Source organism: Streptomyces sp. NPDC048001 (assembly GCF_043203115.1).
Classification (GTDB): domain Bacteria; phylum Actinomycetota; class Actinomycetes; order Streptomycetales; family Streptomycetaceae; genus Streptomyces; species Streptomyces sanyensis.
Window position 1 is genome coordinate 254,191 of sequence record NZ_JBIDBN010000005.1, and the last position, 19,059, is coordinate 273,249.

Annotated in this window: 18 protein-coding genes and 1 pseudogene; 13 read left to right on the forward strand and 6 right to left on the reverse strand. The window is 72.5% G+C overall.

Features of this window, described 5'->3' with window-relative positions; translation table 11 throughout:
- Positions 1-185 precede the first annotated feature (185 nt).
- The 4 genes and pseudogenes from ACGF15_RS11535 to ACGF15_RS11550 all read right to left on the reverse strand — a co-directional run.
- Positions 186-436, reverse strand: a pseudogene (locus ACGF15_RS11535) (IS5/IS1182 family transposase); the annotation flags it as partial.
- A 277-nt stretch (positions 437-713) separates the two neighbouring features.
- Entirely contained in the window at positions 714-1,439 is a 726-nt protein-coding gene (locus ACGF15_RS11540) for a tRNA-dependent cyclodipeptide synthase (RefSeq protein WP_392798047.1), read from the reverse strand.
- Positions 1,440-1,704: 265 nt separating this feature from the next.
- Positions 1,705-2,070 (reverse strand): hypothetical protein, encoded by a 366-nt coding sequence (locus tag ACGF15_RS11545; RefSeq protein WP_392798050.1) that lies wholly within the window; start codon positions 2,068-2,070, stop codon positions 1,705-1,707.
- A 166-nt stretch (positions 2,071-2,236) separates the two neighbouring features.
- On the reverse strand, positions 2,237-2,548 hold the full coding sequence (locus ACGF15_RS11550) for an antibiotic biosynthesis monooxygenase (RefSeq protein ID WP_392798053.1): 312 nt from the start codon (positions 2,546-2,548) through the stop codon (positions 2,237-2,239).
- 252 nt (positions 2,549-2,800) lie between these two features.
- Between ACGF15_RS11550 and ACGF15_RS11555 the strand changes: the two genes are divergently transcribed.
- From ACGF15_RS11555 to zwf, 4 genes are all read left to right on the forward strand, one after another.
- Positions 2,801-3,637 carry a universal stress protein gene (locus ACGF15_RS11555; protein WP_392798056.1) on the forward strand — a complete coding sequence of 279 codons (837 nt, stop codon included), beginning with the start codon at positions 2,801-2,803 and terminating at the stop codon, positions 3,635-3,637.
- 235 nt (positions 3,638-3,872) lie between these two features.
- The gene (gene tkt, locus ACGF15_RS11560) at positions 3,873-5,942 is read left to right on the forward strand and encodes a transketolase (protein WP_392798059.1); all 2,070 of its coding nucleotides are present in this window, start codon (positions 3,873-3,875) and stop codon (positions 5,940-5,942) included.
- 76 nt (positions 5,943-6,018) lie between these two features.
- Entirely contained in the window at positions 6,019-7,050 is a 1,032-nt protein-coding gene (gene gnd, locus ACGF15_RS11565; RefSeq protein WP_392798062.1) for a phosphogluconate dehydrogenase (NAD(+)-dependent, decarboxylating), read from the forward strand.
- A 3-nt stretch (positions 7,051-7,053) separates the two neighbouring features.
- A complete protein-coding gene (gene zwf / locus ACGF15_RS11570; RefSeq protein WP_345613990.1) occupies positions 7,054-8,505 on the forward strand; it encodes a glucose-6-phosphate dehydrogenase in 1,452 nt (483 codons plus the stop codon).
- On the opposite strand, the gene ACGF15_RS11575 is transcribed toward zwf, so the two are convergent.
- On the reverse strand, positions 8,468-9,508 hold the full coding sequence (locus ACGF15_RS11575; protein WP_345613991.1) for a cytochrome d ubiquinol oxidase subunit II: 1,041 nt from the start codon (positions 9,506-9,508) through the stop codon (positions 8,468-8,470). The genes zwf and ACGF15_RS11575 overlap by 38 nt on opposite strands.
- Complete coding sequence (locus ACGF15_RS11580) at positions 9,508-10,905, reverse strand: cytochrome ubiquinol oxidase subunit I (protein ID WP_345614020.1); 1,398 nt, start codon at positions 10,903-10,905, stop codon at positions 9,508-9,510. The genes ACGF15_RS11575 and ACGF15_RS11580 overlap by 1 nt, the downstream gene beginning before the upstream one ends.
- 331 nt (positions 10,906-11,236) lie before the next feature.
- Between ACGF15_RS11580 and ACGF15_RS11585 the strand changes: the two genes are divergently transcribed.
- From ACGF15_RS11585 to ACGF15_RS11625, 9 genes are all read left to right on the forward strand, one after another.
- On the forward strand, positions 11,237-11,980 hold the full coding sequence (locus ACGF15_RS11585; RefSeq protein ID WP_345613992.1) for a beta-phosphoglucomutase family hydrolase: 744 nt from the start codon (positions 11,237-11,239) through the stop codon (positions 11,978-11,980).
- On the forward strand, positions 11,977-14,379 hold the full coding sequence (locus ACGF15_RS11590) for a glycoside hydrolase family 65 protein (RefSeq protein WP_392798067.1): 2,403 nt from the start codon (positions 11,977-11,979) through the stop codon (positions 14,377-14,379). Before ACGF15_RS11585 ends, ACGF15_RS11590 begins: the two co-directional genes overlap by 4 nt.
- Positions 14,380-15,306: 927 nt before the next feature.
- Positions 15,307-15,933, forward strand: a complete 627-nt coding sequence (locus ACGF15_RS11595; protein WP_345613994.1) for an OvmZ protein — start codon at positions 15,307-15,309, stop codon at positions 15,931-15,933.
- Positions 15,930-16,133: a transcriptional regulator gene (locus tag ACGF15_RS11600; protein ID WP_345613995.1), complete on the forward strand. Its 204-nt coding sequence runs from the start codon at positions 15,930-15,932 to the stop codon at positions 16,131-16,133. The genes ACGF15_RS11595 and ACGF15_RS11600 overlap by 4 nt, the downstream gene beginning before the upstream one ends.
- Before the next feature lie 267 nt (positions 16,134-16,400).
- Complete coding sequence (locus ACGF15_RS11605) at positions 16,401-16,775, forward strand: dehydrogenase (RefSeq protein ID WP_345613996.1); 375 nt, start codon at positions 16,401-16,403, stop codon at positions 16,773-16,775.
- A 41-nt stretch (positions 16,776-16,816) separates the two neighbouring features.
- Positions 16,817-17,362 (forward strand): nuclear transport factor 2 family protein, encoded by a 546-nt coding sequence (locus ACGF15_RS11610; protein WP_345614021.1) that lies wholly within the window; start codon positions 16,817-16,819, stop codon positions 17,360-17,362.
- A 61-nt stretch (positions 17,363-17,423) separates the two neighbouring features.
- Positions 17,424-17,897, forward strand: coding sequence for an ester cyclase (locus tag ACGF15_RS11615; RefSeq protein WP_256525753.1), 474 nt, complete (start codon positions 17,424-17,426; stop codon positions 17,895-17,897).
- Positions 17,898-18,021: 124 nt separating this feature from the next.
- Positions 18,022-18,423, forward strand: coding sequence for a nitroreductase family deazaflavin-dependent oxidoreductase (locus tag ACGF15_RS11620; protein ID WP_345613997.1), 402 nt, complete (start codon positions 18,022-18,024; stop codon positions 18,421-18,423).
- A gap of 10 nt (positions 18,424-18,433) precedes the next feature.
- Positions 18,434-19,048, forward strand: a complete 615-nt coding sequence (locus tag ACGF15_RS11625; RefSeq protein WP_345613998.1) for an NAD(P)H-dependent oxidoreductase — start codon at positions 18,434-18,436, stop codon at positions 19,046-19,048.
- Positions 19,049-19,059: the final 11 nt, after the last annotated feature.

Consider the following 19,059-nt stretch of genomic DNA (forward strand, 5'->3'; position numbering starts at 1 on the left):
ACCCAGCGTACGCTTCCGCCATCGGGCAGGGTCGACGCTCCGTTCACCGGGGCCGGAGATCTTGAATGCGGGGTGGCACAGCCTGGACATGGCTCACGATTCGCGTGGTCGAGCTGCGGTGGTGATTTCTCACGTCCAGGGCCGGAGCGGGTTTCTCGTCCTGAACGGTTCCGGGTCGGCTGCGCGTGGGCTGCCTGGGCGGCGGTGCCGATGCGGCGAGTGGCACATCTGGCTCGCCGGAGCAGTCGCCAGGACTTCAGCAGGGTGAAGCGGCGTTCGCCGAGCGCCCGGAGTCGGGCGTAGCCGCCGTTGAACTGCCTCTACTGATCGGGCTGTTCGTGGTGGACGGAGTGCGGACGGGAGTGCCGGAGCCTTCGCCGACTCGGTCGGCGAGGACAAGGATCCGCCTGGCGAGTCTGGCGGGGAAGATGCCATGTCACGGCAGCTGCAGATAGCTCTTCCAGTGTTCATCGCAGCTGGTCAGGGCCTCGTCCCCCTCAGCAGCCGCGAACTCCTCCGCCTGCTGAGGGCCTTGAGCCTGCCCCCGCCCCGGCGAGACCGCGAGCACCTGCTCTGGTGGTCCACCTGGCGCCGCCGCTGTCAACACCACGCCCGCCTCTGCCACCAGCAATGGCACGCATACGCCGACACCACACCATGATCAGACAGCACACGAGCAGCTGTCTACAGCTGCCGTAAGAGAGCAAGAGGGCTCACTCCTGCCCCTCAGCCGGGTGCGCCGATCGAAGGCGGACGAACCCTTGATTACGCTTCGGCTTCAAAGGCCCTCCGGAGTGGTATAGGTACTCAATGAATTCCAGGCGGCGGTGGTAGCACATCGTCGATGACGAGGTCTGCAAGATTTGCGGCGATGCGAGGAAGAACGGAAGTTCGGCAAGTATGTAATCCAGGGGTGGATCATCGAGATGTGGGATCTGGCGTCCAGCGTGCAATGCCCAATGGGCGATCGCATCTCTCGTTACTCCTTGACACATGGTACGGAATCGCAAATCTCGCTGCATTTGCTCTTCCGCTGTCTTCAGTACGGAGCGGTAAGCCGGATGGTTCATGAATTCGGAGACCAGCACTTCAAGGCGTCGCTGTATCGGAACGTTCGCTTGATCCCAAGCCCTGCGTACGCGGCGCCTGCTCTGGCTGATCTCGCGGCGAGCGCGAAGCCGGGCGCGGTCAGGGGAATATCCGATGGCAGTGAACGAGCACTCCAGTCCCGTGTCTGGGTGGAGTACTGCGACGTGCCGGAAAGTGCGGTCAGCCCAGTCCAGAAGCCTGGTCATAATGGGGGTGCGAAAGTAGCTGTTGCCGGGACTGACAACGACAACAAGGTGTTCACGCCGCCTGTAGATCGATCGACAGTTAGATGTGATCGGCTCTGCAGTGAATTCTGAGATGTACCCGTCTGATTCTTCTTCTCGGGGCATGTATCTTCCTTGAACAGCGGGCGTCTCGGCAAGTGGGTTTGAGGCCGGACATGCCCATATATAGCCTATCACTCATCTTGCCCTCGATGATGAATGGCGGTCCGCCGGCGTAATCGGTGGACTTTTTCGTCCTCTGCGGCTGGAGTCCGGACCGGCGCCCCGAGTGTCGCGTCGGGTGAGAATCCTTTTCTGGTCCCAGCTGCCCGGACCAGAGCGCGGGGGGCGCATCCTGGCAGCGTGAGGACACCGTGCTGGCGGCCCGTGATCAGCTCGTGGGTACGAGGTGGGCGGCTCTCGCCGCGGCCTGACTCTTGGTCAGGTTGTCGGTCAACTGGCGAACCTCGCGCTCGGTGCGGCGAGTGCCCTCGAACTGTGTGAAGAGCCGACCGAAGCCGTTCATGCCGATCGTCTTCGCCTTGCGGGTCATGTCCTTGGGCCCCCAGCCCACGAGAAGTTCACGCGGCACCACGATCGGTACCTCCCCTTCGCCCAGGCGCCTGAGCCGGGCGATGTCCGCGGGGTCGGTGAGCGGCGGGCCGTGCACGATGACCTCTCCCGAATCGAGGTCCTCGTGCAGGGACGGGCAGCCGTTGACGCCGCTGCCCGTCCCGTTGAAGCGTAAGCGTCGCACCCTCGTCCGTTCCTTTCGCCGGGGATCGATGCGCCAAGCCTCCCCTCGGGCAGTGCCCCGTGTGTGCTGTTCAGCCGAGCCCTATGAGGAACTTCGGGGAACTCCTCGTGCCCCTCCGCACCGACGGGCGACCGCACCGCTCGGCAGGGCGTCCGGCCGGGCCGCGTCACGCCGGTGAGTGCGGTGCCGCGCCCCGGGCCTCGACGTCGAACAGCGCCAGTTCCGGCTCGGCCCCCACCTCGCGGAAGAGCCGGGGAGCGGCCGGGCCCTCCGGGCCCCGGCGCATGGCCTCCAGGGCCGCGCGGTCGCGCCACAGGGTCTGGATGCGCCAGCGGCCGTCCCGGCCGCTCAGCAACTCCGTCCGCAGCACCCCGTCGGGCAGGGGGCCCGCGACGAGCGCTCGGTAGGCCGCCACGAGTTCGCCTTCCCGCTCCGGGGCGACGACCGCGCTGACCTCGCTCAGCACCTGTCCGGTCATGACCCTCGCCTCCACCTCCCCACGCTACGCGCCGTCCCCGGAGGCTGCCTGCGGCGCATCCGTGACCGATGCGCCGCCGTCCGGGCGGGGGAGGCGCGGTCCCGGCCCGCCCGACACCGGGTCCGAGATACCTCACTCGCTCCGTCCGGAAGAGCATCATTTGTCATGCATCACGGCCCCTCCGCCCCGGCCCTCCCGGCCAGGCCGCGCGGCGGCCGTCCGAGCACGACGCCTACACGAGGAGAAGCCGGCATGTCGGGACGCATCGCGGTGGGAGTGGACGGCTCCGAGGAGAGTGCGGCGGCGGTGGACTGGGCCGCCGACGAAGCCGCCCTCCGCGGCGCCGAGCTGCGCCTGGTGAACGCCTCGCTCTGGCAGGAGCACGCCGTCGTGGCCGTCCGGCCCGCCCGGGACGTCCGCGCCCAGCGCGCCCGGGACCTGCTCGCCGCCATGAAGGAGCGGGCCCGGGCCCGCCAGGGCGGAGTCACCACCAGCGAGGAGGAGGTGGAGGACGCGCCCGCCACCGTGCTGGTGTCCGCCTCGGCGGACTCCGAGCTGGTGGTGCTCGGCTCGTACGGCGTCGGTGCCTCCGTGGGCTTCACCGCCGGATCCGTGGGCCAGGAGGTGGCGGCACAGGCGCACGGCCCCGTCGTGCTGGTGCGGGGGACCCGGGCGGACCCGGGCGGCCGTGTCGTCGTCGGCGTGGACCTCCGGTCGGCCGGCGAGGAACTGCTGCGCTTCGCCTTCGAGTTCGCCGCCCGCCGCTCCGCCCCCCTGCGCGTCGTGCACACCTGGCACCTGACTCCGGTGCACCACGCCCTGCACCCGCACGAGGAGGAGAGCACCGAGGCGGCCAGGACGGCGCTGAGCGAGGCGGTGCGGCCCCATCGCGAGCGGTTCCCGCAGCTGGAGGTGGAGGAGGAGGCCGCCGTCGGACGGGCGGCCGGGCACCTGGTCGAGGCGGCCGCGGGAGCCGGGATCGTGGTGGTGGGGCGGCGCACGACGGCCCGCAGGGGCCACCTCGGCGCCACCGCCCACGCGGTGATCCACCACGCCCCCTGCCCGGTCGCCGTCGTCCCGCACACCTGACCGGGGCGTCCCGCACACCTGACCCGAGCGGCCTGGACCAGCGGACCGGAGGGGCCCGCACACCTGACCCGGGGGGCCCGCACCGCGGACCGGAGGAGCCCGCACCGCGGACGAGACGGGCCCGCGCACCTGACCCGGGGGGCCCGCGCCGGGGCCGCCGCCGCGGGCATGCGGCCACCGGCGATGTGGCGTGTACTGGAAGGGCAGATGTCACGAACAGATCGGACCGCTGCCCATGACCGATCAGGACACGCTGTCGGTGAACACCATCCGCGGCCTGTGCATGGACGCCATCCAGCAGGCCGAGTCGGGCCACCCCGGGACCCCCATGGGCATCGCCCCCGTGGCGTACACCCTGTGGCAGAGGTTCCTGCGCTTCGACCCGCAGGACCCCGTCTGGCCCAACCGGGACCGCTTCGTCCTCTCCGAGGGGCACGCCTCCGCGCTGCTGTGGTCGCTGCTGCACCTGTCCGGCGTACGGGCGGTGGACGCGGACTACGAAGTGCTCGGACGGCCCGCCGTCTCCCTCGACGACCTCAGGGCCTTCCGGCAGCTCGACTCCCGCTGCCCCGGGCACCCCGAGTACCGCTGGACCAGCGGGGTGGAGACGACCACCGGCCCCCTCGGCCAGGGAGTCGCCACCTCGGTCGGCATGGCGCTGGCCGGGCGCTGGCTCGCCGACCGGTACAACCGGGACGGCTTCGACCTCTTCGACTTCGACGTCTACGCCCTCGCCGGGGACGGCTGCATGATGGAGGGCATCTCCTCCGAGGCCGCCTCCGCCGCCGGGCACCAGGGGCTGGCGAACCTGTGCTGGATCTACGACTCCAACCGGGTCACCATCGAGGGCCACACCGACATCACCTTCACCGAGGACGTGGCGGCCCGCTTCCTGGCCTACGGATGGAACGTCACCACCGTGGCGGACGCCAACGACCTGGACGCCGTGGCCCGCGCCCTGCACACCTTCCGCGCGGAGACCGAGCGCCCCACCCTGGTCGTGGTGCACAGCCACATCGGGTACGGCTCGCCCGTGGAGGACTCCCCCCGCGCCCACGGCACCCCCTTCGGCGAGGAGGGGGTCCGCAGCACCAAGCGCTTCCTCGGCCTGCCGCCCGACGAGCGCTTCCATGTGCCCGAGGCGGTCCGCGAGGACTTCGCCCGGGGCATCGGGGCCCGCGGGGAGCGGCTGCGCACCGCCTGGGAGGAGCGCTTCGAGGCCTACCGCCGCGCCTGGCCCGCGGAAGCCGACGAGATCACCCGCATGCAGCGCCGGGAACTCCCCGAGGACTGGGAGACGGCCCTGCCCCAGTTCCCGCCGGACCCGAAGGGCCTGGCGAGCCGGGACTCCTCGGGCCGGGTCCTCAACGCGCTGGCCGAGCGGGTGCCCTGGCTGCTGGGCGGCTCCGCCGACCTGTCGCCGTCCACCAAGACACGGCTGACCTTCGACGGCGCGGGGGACCTGGAGCCCGACGAGCCGGGCGGGCGCAACCTGCACCTGGGAGTGCGCGAACACGCCTCCGCGGCGATCGCCAACGGCATGGCGCTGACCAAGCTGCGGCCCTACTGGTCCGGTTTCCTCATCTTCTCCGACTACGCCAAGGGAGCCATCCGGCTGTCCGCGCTGATGGAGATCCCCGTGGTGCACATCTTCACCCACGACTCCATCGGCGTCGGCGAGGACGGCCCCACCCACCAGCCGGTCGAACAGCTCGCGGGCCTGCGGGCCATGCCCGGCCTGCTGGTCTTCCGCCCCGCCGACGCGGGGGAGGTCGTGGAGACCTGGCGGGCGGTGGCCGCGCTGCGCCACGAGCCCGCCGCCCTGGTGCTCTCGCGCCAGGCCCTGCCCACCCTCGACCGCTCGGTCCTCGCTTCCGCCTCCGGCACGGCCCGCGGCGCCTACGTCCTGGCCGACGCGCCCGACGGCGCCCCGCAGGTCCTGCTGCTGGCCACCGGCTCCGAGGTCTCGCTGGCCCTGTCGGCCCGGGAGGAACTCGCCGCCGAGGGCATCGCGGCCCGCGTGGTGAGCATGCCCTGCTGGGAACTGTTCGACCGGCAGCCGAGGGAGTACCGCGAGGCCGTGCTGCCACCGGGCGTCACCGCCCGCGTGGGGGTCGAGCAGGCGTCCACCTTCGGCTGGGACCGCTACGTCGGCGACCGGGGAGCGGTCGTCGGCATGCACACCTACGGCGCGTCGGCCCCGCTGAAGAAGCTGATCACGAAGTTCGGGTTCACCCCCGAGCGGGTCGCCCAGGTCGCGCGGGACGTGCTCGCGGGCCGGGAGCAACCGCGGTCCGCCGCATGACCGCGCCCGCGTCCCCGCGGCGCGCGGCGCAGAGCGTACGGAGGAAGGCCACCATGAAGCGACGGGGAGGATCACCGTGACCACCAACACCCCCATGCAACTGGGCATGGTCGGGCTCGGACGCATGGGCGCCAACCTGGTGCGCCGCCTCATGCGCGACGGCCACACCTGCGTGGTGTACGACCTCGACCCCGACACCGTCCGCGAGGTGGAGCGGGAGGGCGCCGTCGCGGCCACCTCGCTGAAGGACCTCGTCGGCCGGCTCGACCGGCCCCGGAACGTCTGGCTGATGCTCCCCGCGGGCGTCGTCCAGCGCACCGTCGACGAACTGGCCGACCTCCTCGACACGGACGACGTCGTCATCGACGGGGGCAACTCCTACTACCGCGACGACATCGCCCGCTCGCGCCGGCTCGCCCCGCAGGGAGTGCACTACGTCGACTGCGGCACCTCCGGAGGCGTCTGGGGCCTGGAGCGCGGCTACTGCCTGATGGTCGGCGGCGACGAAGCGGCGGTCCGGCGCCTCGACCCGCTGCTGCGCACCATCGCCCCGGGCAGGGGCAGCGCGGAGCCCACCCCGGGCCGGACCGCGACCACCGGCACCGCCCCCGAGGGCTACCTGCACTGCGGGCCCAGCGGCGCGGGCCACTTCGTGAAGATGGTCCACAACGGCGTGGAGTACGGGATGATGGCGGCCATCGCCGAGGGCCTGAGCATCATCCGCCACGCCGACGCCGGTCTGCGCGAGCGGACGGTCGACGCGGAGACCGCCCCGCTGCGGGACCCCGGGGCCTACGCCTACGAGATCGACGTCGCCGAGGTCGCCGAGGTCTGGCGACGCGGCTCGGTGGTCGGCTCCTGGCTGGTCGACCTGGTCGCCGACGCGCTGGCCCGGTCGCCCGGGCTGGACGGCTTCGCGGGCCGGGTGTCCGACTCCGGGGAGGGCCGCTGGACGGTCCTGGCGGCGGTCGACGAGAGCGTGCCCGCACCCGTGATCACCGCCGCCCTGTACGAGCGCTACGGCTCGCGCGGACTGGGCGAGTTCACCGGGAAGGTGCTGTCGGCGATGCGCGGCGAGTTCGGCGGGCACGCCGAGAAGGCGGGCTGAACCGTGCCGCTGCCGACCCCGGCGACGGGCCGCGGCCCCCGCCCGGACGACCATGTGATCGTGCTCTTCGGCGCGACCGGGGACCTGGCCCGCCGCAAGCTGCTGCCCGGCCTGTTCCACCTGGCCCACGCCGGGCTGATGCCGGAGCACTACCGGATCGTGGGCTCCGCCCCCGCCGCCGTCGCCCTCGGCGACGAGGAGTTCCGCGCCCATGCCCGCGAGGCGGTCACCGAGTTCGGCCGGAGCAAGCCGGAGGGCGGGGCCTGGGAGGAGTTCGAGGCGGCGCTCTCCTTCGGCGCCGCCGACGCCGAGGACCCGCAGCCCCTGCTCGACGCCGTGCGGCGGGCCGAGCAGTCGCTCGGCGGCCGCCCGGGCCGGCTCTGCCACCTGGCGGTGCCACCGGCCGCGTTCGCCTCCGTCGTCCAACTCCTCGGCGACACCGGGCTGGCCGAGGGCACGCGGGTGATCGTGGAGAAGCCCTTCGGCACCGACCTGCCGTCCGCCCGGTCCCTGGACGCCACCCTCCACGCCGTCTTCGACGAGTCGAGGATCTTCCGCATCGACCACTTCCTGGGCAAGGAGTCGGTGGACAACATCCTCGCCCTGAGGTTCGCCAACGGCATGTTCGAACCCGTCTGGAACCGGGACCACATCAGCCATGTGCAGATCGACGTGCCGGAGCGGATCGGGATCGAGGGGCGGGCGGGGTTCTTCGAAGGCACCGGCACCTTCCGGGACATGATCGTCACCCATCTCTTCCAGCTCATGGGGTTCGTGGCGATGGAACCCCCCACCTCCCTCACGGCCCGCGCACTGCGGGACGAGAAGGAGAAGGTCTTCCAGTCGCTGCGCCCGATCGACCCCGCCCACGTGGTGCGCGGCCAGTACACGGGCTACCGCGACGAACCCGGGGTGGACCCGCACTCCGACACCGAGACCTTCGCGGCCCTGCGCGTCGAGCTGGACAACTGGCGCTGGGCCGGGGTGCCGTTCTTCCTCCGGTCCGGCAAGTCCCTCGCCCAGGGGCGGCACATGGTCACCCTGGGCTTCCGCGAACCGGTGCTGCGGATGTTCGCACCGGACGCCGGTGCGGACGGCCCGCACGGCAACGTCCTGGCGATCGACTTCGACGACCCCGGGAGCATCACCGCCCGCTTCCGGACCAAGCAGCCGGGACCCTCGATGCGCCTGGAGCAGGCCGAGATGGTCTTCGGCTACGCGGGCTCGTTCAACGAGGCGCACGCGCTGGAGGGCTATGAGCGGCTGATCCTGGACGCCATGCTGGGGGACCAGTCCCTGTTCACCCGCTCCGACGGCATCGAGCGCCTGTGGGAGGCGGCCACCCCGCTGCTGGAGGAGCCTCCGCCCGTCGAGCCCTACCCACCGGGCTCCTGGGGGCCCGAGCGGATCGACCGGCTCATCGCTCCGTACCGCTGGAGTCTTCCGGACCGCTGAGCAGCGGATCGGGCAGCAGCTCGCCCTGGGAGTCCAGACGGTAGAGCAGCACCAGCGCCGGACCCACCAGCACCACCGACACCAGCGAGACGACCACCAGCCAGCCCATCGTGGCCTCTGCGCCCGCCCCCTCGGCCACGGTCAGCGAGGTGGGCAGCAGATACGGGCGCTGGGCCAGGCCCCAGGCGACGACCACCGCGCCGACCGAGCCGACGGCGGCCGCCCGGGTGGGCAGCGTGGGCGCGTCGCGCACCAGCAGCCAGGCCGCGGCCAGCGCGCACAGCGCGGCCGCAGCCACCAGCACCAGCCCCCAGCCGCCGGTCAACCGCTCGTGGACGTAGGGCGCGTCGTCCCGGGTCAGCACGATGCCCACGCCGGCCAGCGCGGCCAGGGCCACCAGCGTTCCCAGGGCCCGCCGCCGGAAGTAGCCGACCAGGTCCGGGTCCCCGTAGGTGCGGGCGTCGCCGGAGAGGAAGACCGCGCCGAGGAACGCGGCGGCGGCCACCGTCATCAGCCCGGCCAGCACCGAGGTCGGGTTGGTCCAGGCGGACACCGAGGCGCTGCCGCCCGGCGCGACCCGTCCCGAGGCGACGCCCCCCACCGCCGCACCGAGGAAGTACGGGGTCAGGACCGAGGCGATCGCGAAGGCGGCACCGTAGACGCGCCGTTCGGCCAGTCGCCGGGTGGGCTTGCGGAAGGCGAACCCCGCCCCGCGGAGCACCAGCCCCGCCGCCGCCAGCGTCAGCGGAGCCCAGAGCACGGTGAACACCGCCTGGAACATGGCCGGGAACCCGGTCCACATCACCACCAGCACGAAGATCAGCCAGACGTTGTTCACCTCCCACACCGGCCCCATGGAGTGGTCGATCAGCGCACGCGGACGCCTCCCGCGCCGCGCCCCGCCCGCGAGGAGGTCCCAGAACCCGGCGCCGTAGTCGGCGCCGCCCCCGCAGGCGTAGGCGAGCACGGCCAGCACCAGCACCCAGGCGACGAGATCGGCCATCACCGGCGGCCTCCGGAGGACGGGGCGTGCGGGGGACGGGGCCCGTAGGGCGTGGCGTGCTCCGGGGACTCGGCCGCGGCGGGCCGGCGGCCCTCGCGCACCCCGCTCCGCTCGTCCTCCAGGCGCCAGCGGGTGCGCATCCGCAGCAGGACGGTCAGGAACACCGCCAGCATCGCCGCATAGCCGGCCACCACCACGCCGAAGACCACCCACAGGGTGCCGGCGGGGGTGTCGGTGACGGCCTCCGCGACCCGCATGTGGCCGTAGACGATCCAGGGCTGGCGGCCCACCTCGGTGGTGATCCAGCCCGCTTCGACGGCGACGAGGCAGGCGGCGCCCGACCCCGCGGCCGCGATGAGGAACCAGCGGGACCGGGGCAGGTCGCGGCGGCGCCACCACGCCCACGCGTACCAGAGCGCGAGGAGCAGCAGCACGCTGCCGATGCCGACCATCACGTCGAACGCCGTGTGCACGATGGTCGCCTGGCCGGGTGTCGGGCGGTCCCCCGGCGGCACCGAGGTCAGCCCCGTCACCCGGGTGCTCGGGCTGAACCCGGCGAGGATCGAGTCCAGTTGGGGGATCTTGATTCCCCCGGACACCGAACCGTCCGGGTTCAGGCGGCCGAAGATGTACTCCGGGACATGGGTGTCGGTCTCCCAGACCAGCTCCATCGCGGCGAACTTCACCGGCTGCTGGTGGAAGACGGACCGGGCGATGAAGTCCCCCAGGAACATCTGCACGGGGGCGAGCACCGCGGCGGCCGTGAAGGGCACGGTGAAGCCCAGCCGGTGGTAGCGGTCCCGGCGCCCGCGCAGCATTCCGGTGGCGTAGACGCCCGCCACCACGAAGCCCGCGGTCATGAACATCGCCACCACGAAGTGCCAGTACTCCGGGCCGAACATGGGCGTGAACACGGCCTGGCGCACGTCCACGTCCACCGGATCGCCGTTCGCGTCCAGCCGGAAGCCCCGGGGCGTGTTCATCCAGGAGTTCGCGGCCAGGATGCCGAACGCCCCCAGCAGCGCCACCAGCGGCAGCGGCACCCCGAGGGCGAAGTGGGTCCGCCGCCCCAGCCTGCGCCACCCGTACAGGTACACGGCGATCAGCACCGCCTCCAGGAAGAAGGCCCAGGCCTCGACCCCGAAGCCGAGGCCGAAGACATCGCCCCAGCGCCCCAGCAGCCCCGGCCACAGCAGCCCGAGTTCGAAGGAGAGCACGGTGCCGGTGACCACGCCCACCGCGAACTGCACGGCCATCACCGCCGACCAGCGGCGGGCCAGCAGCCAGGCCACCGGGTCGTCGGTGCGCAGCGCCCGGTAGTGCATCAGCAGGGTGATGAAGGGCAGGGCGACCCCGAGCGGCACCAGCAGGATGTGGGTGCCGAGGCTGAAGGCCATCAGCTCCCGGGCCGGCAGCAGCTGCGGCGGGTCCTGCGCCAGCAGCTGCAGGGCCCCGGTCACCGGGCCCACCGGGCGCCGGACCCGGCCCCGCCGCGCACGGGGCCCGCACCCGTGCGTACCTGCCCTGCCTGATAGTCCACCGTGAAGGTCCTCCCCGCGTGGGTGCGCCGTCGCCGCTCACCCAAACACCGCAGGCAGGACTCCGGCGGGCTCACCCGGCCGCGTTGCTCCGGATGCCGCCCGAGCCTCCACCGGGCGGGTTCCCTCCCGGCGCGCCGCGCGGGCCTCCTCCCGCCGGAGACCGCCCGGCGCTCCTAGCCTCGTCGGCATGCTGGGGCTTCCTGACCACGTACGCGCCTGCCTGTTCGATCTCGACGGGGTGCTCACCCGGACCGCGAAGGTGCACGCGGCCGCCTGGAAGGAGATGTTCGACGGGTTCCTCCGCGCTCGCGCCGAGCGCGAGGGAACCGTGTTCACGCCCTTCGACGCGGTCGAGGACTACGACGAGTACGTCGACGGCCGGCCGCGCGAGGACGGGGTGCGCACCTTCCTCGCCTCGCGCGGGGTACGGCTGCCCGAGGGCTCGCCGGAGGACCCGCCGGGTGCCGAGACCGTGAACGGGCTCGGCACCCGCAAGAACACCCTGGTGCTGCGCCGGATCCGCGAGGACGGAGTGGAGCCCTACGAGGGGTCGGTGGGCTACGTCCACGCGGTGCGGGCCGCCGGGCTGCGGTGCGCCGTGGTGTCCTCCAGCGCCAACTGCCGGGACGTGCTGGCGGCGGCCGGGATCGAGGACCTGTTCGACGCTCGGGTCGACGGCGTGGTGGCGCACGAGCGGGGGCTGCGCGGCAAGCCCGCCCCCGACACCTATCTGGAGGGCGCCCGCGTCCTCGGGGCGGAGCCCGCCGAGGCGGCGGTCTTCGAGGACGCGCTGGCCGGTGTCGAGGCCGGGCGGGCCGGGGGCTTCGGCGTGGTCGTCGGCGTCGACCGCGTGGGGCAGGCGGAGCGTCTGAGGTCACACGGGGCGGACGTGGTGGTCCGCGACCTGTCCGAACTCCTGGAGTCGCGGTGATCACCCATTCCTGTTTCGCCGTCGAGCCGTGGTGCCTGCGCGAGACCGAGCTGAACCTGGACGTGCTGGCGCAGAGCGAGTCGGTCTTCGCCCTCTCCAACGGGCACATCGGCTGGCGCGGCAACCTCGACGAGGGCGAGCCCCACGGGCTGCCGGGCGCCTATCTCAACGGCGTCCACGAGCAGCATCCGCTGCCCTACGCGGAGGCCGGGTACGGCTATCCGGAGTCCGGGCAGACGATGATCAACGTCACCGACGGCAAGGTCGTCCGGCTGCTCGTCAACGACCACCCCTGCGACCTGCGCTACGGCCGGCTGCTGGAGCACGAGCGGGTGCTGGACTTCCGCACCGGGGTGCTCGCCCGGACCGCGCGCTGGACCACTCCCGGCGGCCAGACCGTCCGCATCACCTCCCGGCGCCTGGTCTCCTTCACCCAGCGGGCGGTGGCCGCGCTGGTGTACGAGGTGGAGCCGCTCGGGGGCCCGGCCACGGTGGCCGTGCAGTCCGAGCTCGTCGCCAACGAGCAGCTGCCGCACACCGAGGGGGATCCCCGGGTGGCCGCGGTGACCCGGTCGCCCCTGGTGGCGGAGGAGCACTTCGCCGAGGACACCCGGCTGCGGCTGGTGCACCGCACCGAGCGCAGCGGGCAGCGGGTGGGCGCGGCCGCCGACCACCTCGTCGAGGGCCCGGACGGCACCCGGTGGACGGCGCAGAGCGAGCCGGACGTCAGCCGCCTGACGGTGACCGCGGACCTGGTCCCGGGGCAGCGCCTGCGGCTGGTGAAGTTCGTCGCCTACGGCTGGTCCGGGGAGCGCTCGCTGCCGGCGGTGCACGACCAGGTCGACGGCGCGGTCGCCGCGGCGCTCAGCGCAGGCTGGGACGGGCTGGTCGCGGAGCAGCGGGCCTTCCTGGACCGCTTCTGGGCGGGCGCCGACGTCGAGGTGGAGGGCGACGCCCAGATCCAGCAGGCGGTGCGGTTCGCCCTCTTCCATGTGCTCCAGGCGGCGGCCCGCGGGGAGGAGCGGGCGATCCCCGCCAAGGGGCTGACCGGAACGGGGTACGACGGGCACTCCTTCTGGGACACCGAGTCCCTCGTCCTGCCGGTGCTCACCTGCACCGCCCCGCGCTCGGTCGCCCCGGTGCTGCGGTGGCGGCACCGCACGCTGCCGGCCGCCCGGGAGCGCGCGCTCCAACTGGGCCTGGCGGGTGCGGCCTTCCCCTGGCGGACGATCGACGGCGCGGAGTGCTCGGCGTACTGGCCGGCCGGGACGGCGGCCTTCCACGTCAACGCCGACATCGCGATGGCCGTGGTCCGCTACGTGCGGGTGACGGGCGACGAGGACTTCGAGCGCGCCGAGGGGCTGGAACTGCTGGTCGAGACCGCCCGGTTGTGGCGGTCCCTCGGCCACCACGACGCGGGGGGCGTCTTCCACATCGACGGCGTCACCGGGCCCGACGAGTACAGCGCGGTCGCCCGCGACAACCTCTACACCAACCTGATGGCCCGCCGGAACCTGCGGGCCGCGGCGGACGCGGCCACCCGCCATCCGGACCGGGCCGAGGAGCTCGGCGTCGACGAGGAGGAGGCCGCCTCCTGGCGGGATGCCGCGGACCGGATGGCGGTGCCGTACAACGAGTCCCTGGGCGTGCACGAGCAGTCGGCCGGGTACACCCGCCTCCAGCGCTGGGACTTCGACGCGACCCCGCCCGAGCACTACCCCCTGCTGCTCCACTACCCCTACTTCGACCTGTACCGGAAGCAGGTCGTCAAGCAGGCCGACCTGGTGCTGGCGATGATGGAGTGCCCGGAGGAGTTCACCGACGAGGAGAAGGCGCGCAACTTCGCCTACTACGAGGCCCTGACCGTCCGGGACTCGTCCCTGTCGGCGTGCTGCCAGGCGGTGCTCGCCGCCGAGACCGGTCATCTGCGGCTGGCCTACGCCTACCTCCGCGAGGCCGGGCTGATGGATCTGGCGGACCTGGAGCACAACACCCGCGACGGGCTGCACATCGCCTCGCTCGCCGGGTCGTGGATCGCGCTGGTCGTCGGTTTCGGGGGGATGCGGCGGCACGTCGGGCGCGACGGGGAGCCGGACCGCCTGGGCTTCGCCCCGCGTCTTCCCGAGGCGCTGACCCGGGTGGTGTTCACCCTGACGGTGCGGGGGCGCAGGCTGAAGGTGGACATCTCCTCCGCGGGCGCCCGGTACGTGCTGCTGGAGGGCGAGCCGCTGGAGGTGCTGCACCACGGGGAGCCGGTGACGGTGGCCGCCGGGGCGCCGGCGGACCGCCCGGTGCCCCAGGTGCCCGCACGCCCGGAGCCCCAGCAGCCCCGGGGCAGGCATCCGGCGGGACTGGCGGAGGCGGAGGAGGCCGGGGGAGGGGAGCAGGTCGGGCCCTGAGGCCCCCTCCGTCCCGTCCGGGGGCCGGGGCCGACGGACGCCGTGCGTCGGGGCGGGCGCCGGCACGCTGCCCCGGCCCGCCGCCGCGGCCGGCGTCCGCTCCGGCGGTCCCGGGGCGGGTGCCCGGGGCGCGTCGGACACACGACCTACCGCTCAGTCTGTGACCTTCGTCTCACTGTGTGGTTGAACGGGAATATAGTGAACGGAGAGTCAGGAGAGGTTGCCGCGGGCGTATTCAGGGGTGGCCGAATCCCTCACTTAGAGGGCCCGGGCTCCGGGTGGGCTCCGGGGTCGGAGGAACGTGTACCGGTCACCTGCACGCTTGCCCGGGCGGACCGGAATGTCCGTTCTGGAAGTGACGGTGTGTCAGATTCCGCTCTCCGGCGTGGTGTTGTGCTGCGCTGTCCGTCTCCCCGGGTGTGACGGCCACTTCGACGCGAAAGGAAACGCTCGCGTAGTCGTCTGTTCCCTTTCGGACAGTACGGTCCGGTTGCCAGTCGTCCCCGGATGGGTGTCTCATCTGTCCTCGGCTCTGGAGTAGACGCGGGTCTCCCGTCCCGGGGGACGTGCGGTCGGATCCATCTGCAGCGGTGTCGTCGGGGGGTGAACGCACGCTTGTCCGCCGTGTGCGCAAGGTCTTTCGCGTTCGGACGCGGGGGTGGCGCCGCCGCCCTCGCCGCGCGGGCCGTCCCTGCAGGCCGGGAGCTGTACGTAGTGCGTCCCGCCACCGCGGGCGTGGGCTCGCGCGCTCGTGGCGCGGGCTGAGTCGGACCACTGTCTCGGATCAGCGCATCGGACCGGAGCGATCGACGGCGGACCCGCGTTCCCCGTCCGCTCCACGTCCCGTTTTCCGCCCCTCCCGTGCGCGGCCCCGGGCGTCCCGGGGGCCGTCGGCACGGACAGCGAAGGAAGGACTCGAGGAGTCACATGCACAAGCACCCTGAACTTTCCGCCGACCACACCGGCCGGGACTGCGCGGCGCTCTGTGGCCGCATCTGCCCGATGTGCGTCGAGCGCTTACGGGGGCAGCTGCTCACGGTGCTGGAGCTGTTCCGCGAGAGCGACCACGCCCTGGTCGCGCGCTCACCCCGGATGCGGGAACGGGTGAGCGGGACCAGATCCGTCGGCATGGTGCTCGACGAACGGACGGTGGAGCTGCGGACGGAGGCGGCGGACGTGCTGGCCTCCTGGGCGCGGCTGGTCGTGGAGGAGCGCGGGGTGAAGGGGCTGCAGGGCTGCGGCGTCGAGTCGCTGGTGCCCTTCCTCCGCGAGGAGGTGGAGTGGATAGCCGGGCATCACGCGGCCGTCGCCTTCGACGACGAGGTGCGTGATCTGCTCCAGCGGCTCGGTGCCCTGTTCGGGCCCGCGCCGGTGCGCGGGGTGGCGCTCGGGGCGTGTGTGGAGCCCGAGTGCACGGGCACCCTGCGCGCCGTGGGGCGCGAGGCGGGGGGACCGGCCGCGGCCCCCGGCCGGATCAGTTGCGACGCCGGACACGCGCTGCCGCCGACGCAGTGGCTGATGGTGGCCGGCCAGTTGGAGAGGGGGACGCGATGACGGGGCAGAGGCGCAGGACGGTGTCGACCGAGCTGGCCGCGCTGGCGATGGGGGTCAGCGAGGCGACGATCCGCAAATGGGCGTCCCGGGGCAAGATCACCCGCTACGGCAGGAAGCAGCGGGCCGAGTACGACCTCGACGAACTCATCGCCCTGAGGCAGCGGGCGGCGCCCCTGTCCGCCGGGGGGCCAGGGGTCTGAGGGAGCGTCATCACCCCTGACGAGCTGCGGAGACGTGCTGCGTGTAGGCGCCGGGGATCCCGGAGGCTCATTACCGCATAAGCGGGTTGACGGTTCAGAAGATTGAGTGTCACACTTCTTCCGGCGGCTCCACGTTCTGATTCCATGATCGCTTCGCGATCGGCGGGTCGGACGTCTCGGCGGCCCCCGCTCCGACCCGAATCCGCGTCCGGCCCCGTGCCGGACGCGGATTCTTTTTGTCTGCAGCCGACAGAGGAAGTGTGGTCGATGTCTGTTTCCCCCAGTACCCCCGCCGGACAGTGGGCCGGTACGGTCACGCACGACGGTGAGGTGGACGACTACACCGTCACCTTCCAGGAGGACGGTTCGCTCGTCGTCGTCACGAAGAAGAGCACGGGCGCCGGCTCCTGGACGGCCACCGGCGACGACACGTTCACGTTCTTCCTGAGGGAGGACTTCAACACCGACGTCACCCAGATCAGCCCCACCGGGTTCCGGGCCGCCTACATCAAGATCGACTTCGAGGCCCGGCTGGAGGGCGACGGCACCTTCACCGGCAAGGGCAAGGCGGTCGTCCACGACACCCACGACAAGGTGATCTACGCGACGGACGCCCGGACCGACGCGCACCGGGTGCCGTGACGGGGGCCCCCGGGTCCGGGACCGGCGATCTCGCCGCCGAGGTGGCGCGGTTGGCCGACATCGCGGCCCTGAACAACCTGATCGACCGCTATCTGACGAGCCTGGACGAGGGACTCGCCCCGCCCGGGACGGACCCGCGGCCGGGCTCCGGCGAGGGCGGTCCGGTCCGGTCCGGCTTCGACGAGGAGTGGGCGGCGTCCCTGTTCACCGAGGACGTGGAACTGCAATTCCCGGTGGGCAGCCACCAGGGCCTCGCCGGGGCGGACCGCTTCCTGAGGGAGATCATGGAGCGCTGGAGCCGTACGCACCACCACGGCTCCCTCGCCTTCGTCGAGCCGGACGGCGACCGCGCCGAGATCGGCTGGAGCCTCCTCGCCTCGCATGTGCACTTCGGCTCGCCCCTGCCGCCGCAGCCCTCCGCCTACTTCCAGATCGGCGGGCGGTTCACCGGTACCGCGCGGCGCACCGCCGCGGGCTGGCGCTTCGCACGGCTGCGGCTGCGGATCGTGTGGAGCACCGGCACCCCGCCCGGCGGTGTCACCGAGGTCGACGCCCGGAGCCTGGAGCACCCCCGCGTCCGCTCGTGAGACCGCGCCGTCCGGCGCCCTCTCCCGTCCCACCCATCCACGAGTTCACAGGAGAACCGTCATGCCCACCAACCTCACGCCCGAACAGCAGCGCGCGCTCGTCGAGAAAGTCTTCCACGAGGGACTGGACCTCGGGGACCTGACGGCCGCCGACCGCTACCTCACCGAGGACTTCCGCAACCACGGCAGCCACGACGACTCCATGCGCGGCCCCGAGGCCTTCAAGCACACCATCCGCATCCAGCAGTCCGCCTTCAGCGAGATCAAGTACGAGATCCTCGACTTCATCTCGCAGGGCGACCGGGCCGCGATCCGCTGGGTGATGCACGGCAAGCACACCGGCCCCTTCATCGGCATCCAGCCGACCGGGCTCCAGGTCCAGCACCAGGCCATCATCTGGTTCCGCTTCGAGGGCGACAAGATCGCCGAGCGCTGGGGGATCGTGGACAACTTCACGCTGGAGCGCTTCCTGAAGTCCGGCGGGAAGCCGGTGGGGCCGCTGACCCCGAAGGCCGGCGCCCCGCAGCAGTCCTGACGGTGCACCGATGACGACGGGGGCGGCTCCGCCGGGAGCCGCCCCCGCCCCTGCCGCCGCGGGGGCGCGCCCGCGGGCGCGCCCCGGGCGGTCCCCCCGAACGACGGAGGAAGAGGAGGCAGCTGTGCCGATCGACAGACGCGTCGCCCGCTTCAACAAGGCGGTCGCCAACCACCTGGTGGGCCCCGTCCTGAGCCGGATGCCCGGCTTCGGCAAGGTCCACCACCGCGGCCGCAAGTCGGGCCGCGCCTTCACCACCCCGGTCAAGCTGTTCCGCCGGGGCGGGGACATCATCATCACCCTGCCCTACGGGCCGGGGTCCGACTGGGTCAAGAACGTGCTGGCGGAGGGTGGTTGCGAGATCACCACCCGGGGCCGGCGGATCCGGGTCACCGATCCGGTGGTCTTCACCGACGACGGTACGACGAAGATGCCGGCGCTGACCCGCCGCATCCTCTCCCGGGTCGACGCGACCCAGTTCCTCTCCCTCACGCCCGTCGCCGCGCGCTCCGCGGCGACGGGCTGAGGAGCCGGGGATGGGTGCCCCGGGGGCCGCGCAGGGCGCGGGCGCACCGGGCGGCGGGCCGCCCGTCGGGGTGGCCGTCGTGGTGGCCTCGGCGCGGGAGGGCCGTCTGGCCCCGGACGTCTCCGGCTGGTTCACCGCGCTGGCCGGGCGGCGGGACGACCTGGTCCTGGACGTGGTCGACGTGGCCGCGCACACGCTGCCCGGCAGCCTCGACGCGCAGGACCCGGTCGCGCTGGCCCTGCGTCCCCGGCTCGCCGCCGCCGACGCCTTCGTCGTGGTCGTGCCGGAGTACAACCGCAGCGTCCCCGGCCCGCTGAAGACGCTCATCGACAGCTTCCAGTCCGAATGGGAGGCCAAGCCCGTCGGCTTCGTCGGCTACGGGCTCTCCCTGTCGGGCGGAGTGCGGGCGGTGGAGCACCTGCGGCAGATCTTCGCCGAGTTCCACGCGGTCGGCATGAAGGACGCGGTCTTCTTCCCCCGCATCCTGGAGCACTACGACGCGCAGGGGCGTTTTCCGGTCGACTCCGAGGGCGCCGGGGCCGCGGCCAAGCTCATGCTCGACCAGCTGCTCTGGTGGGCCCGGGCGCTGCGCGACGCCAAGTCCGTCCGCCCGTACGGCACCTGAGCTCCCTCACC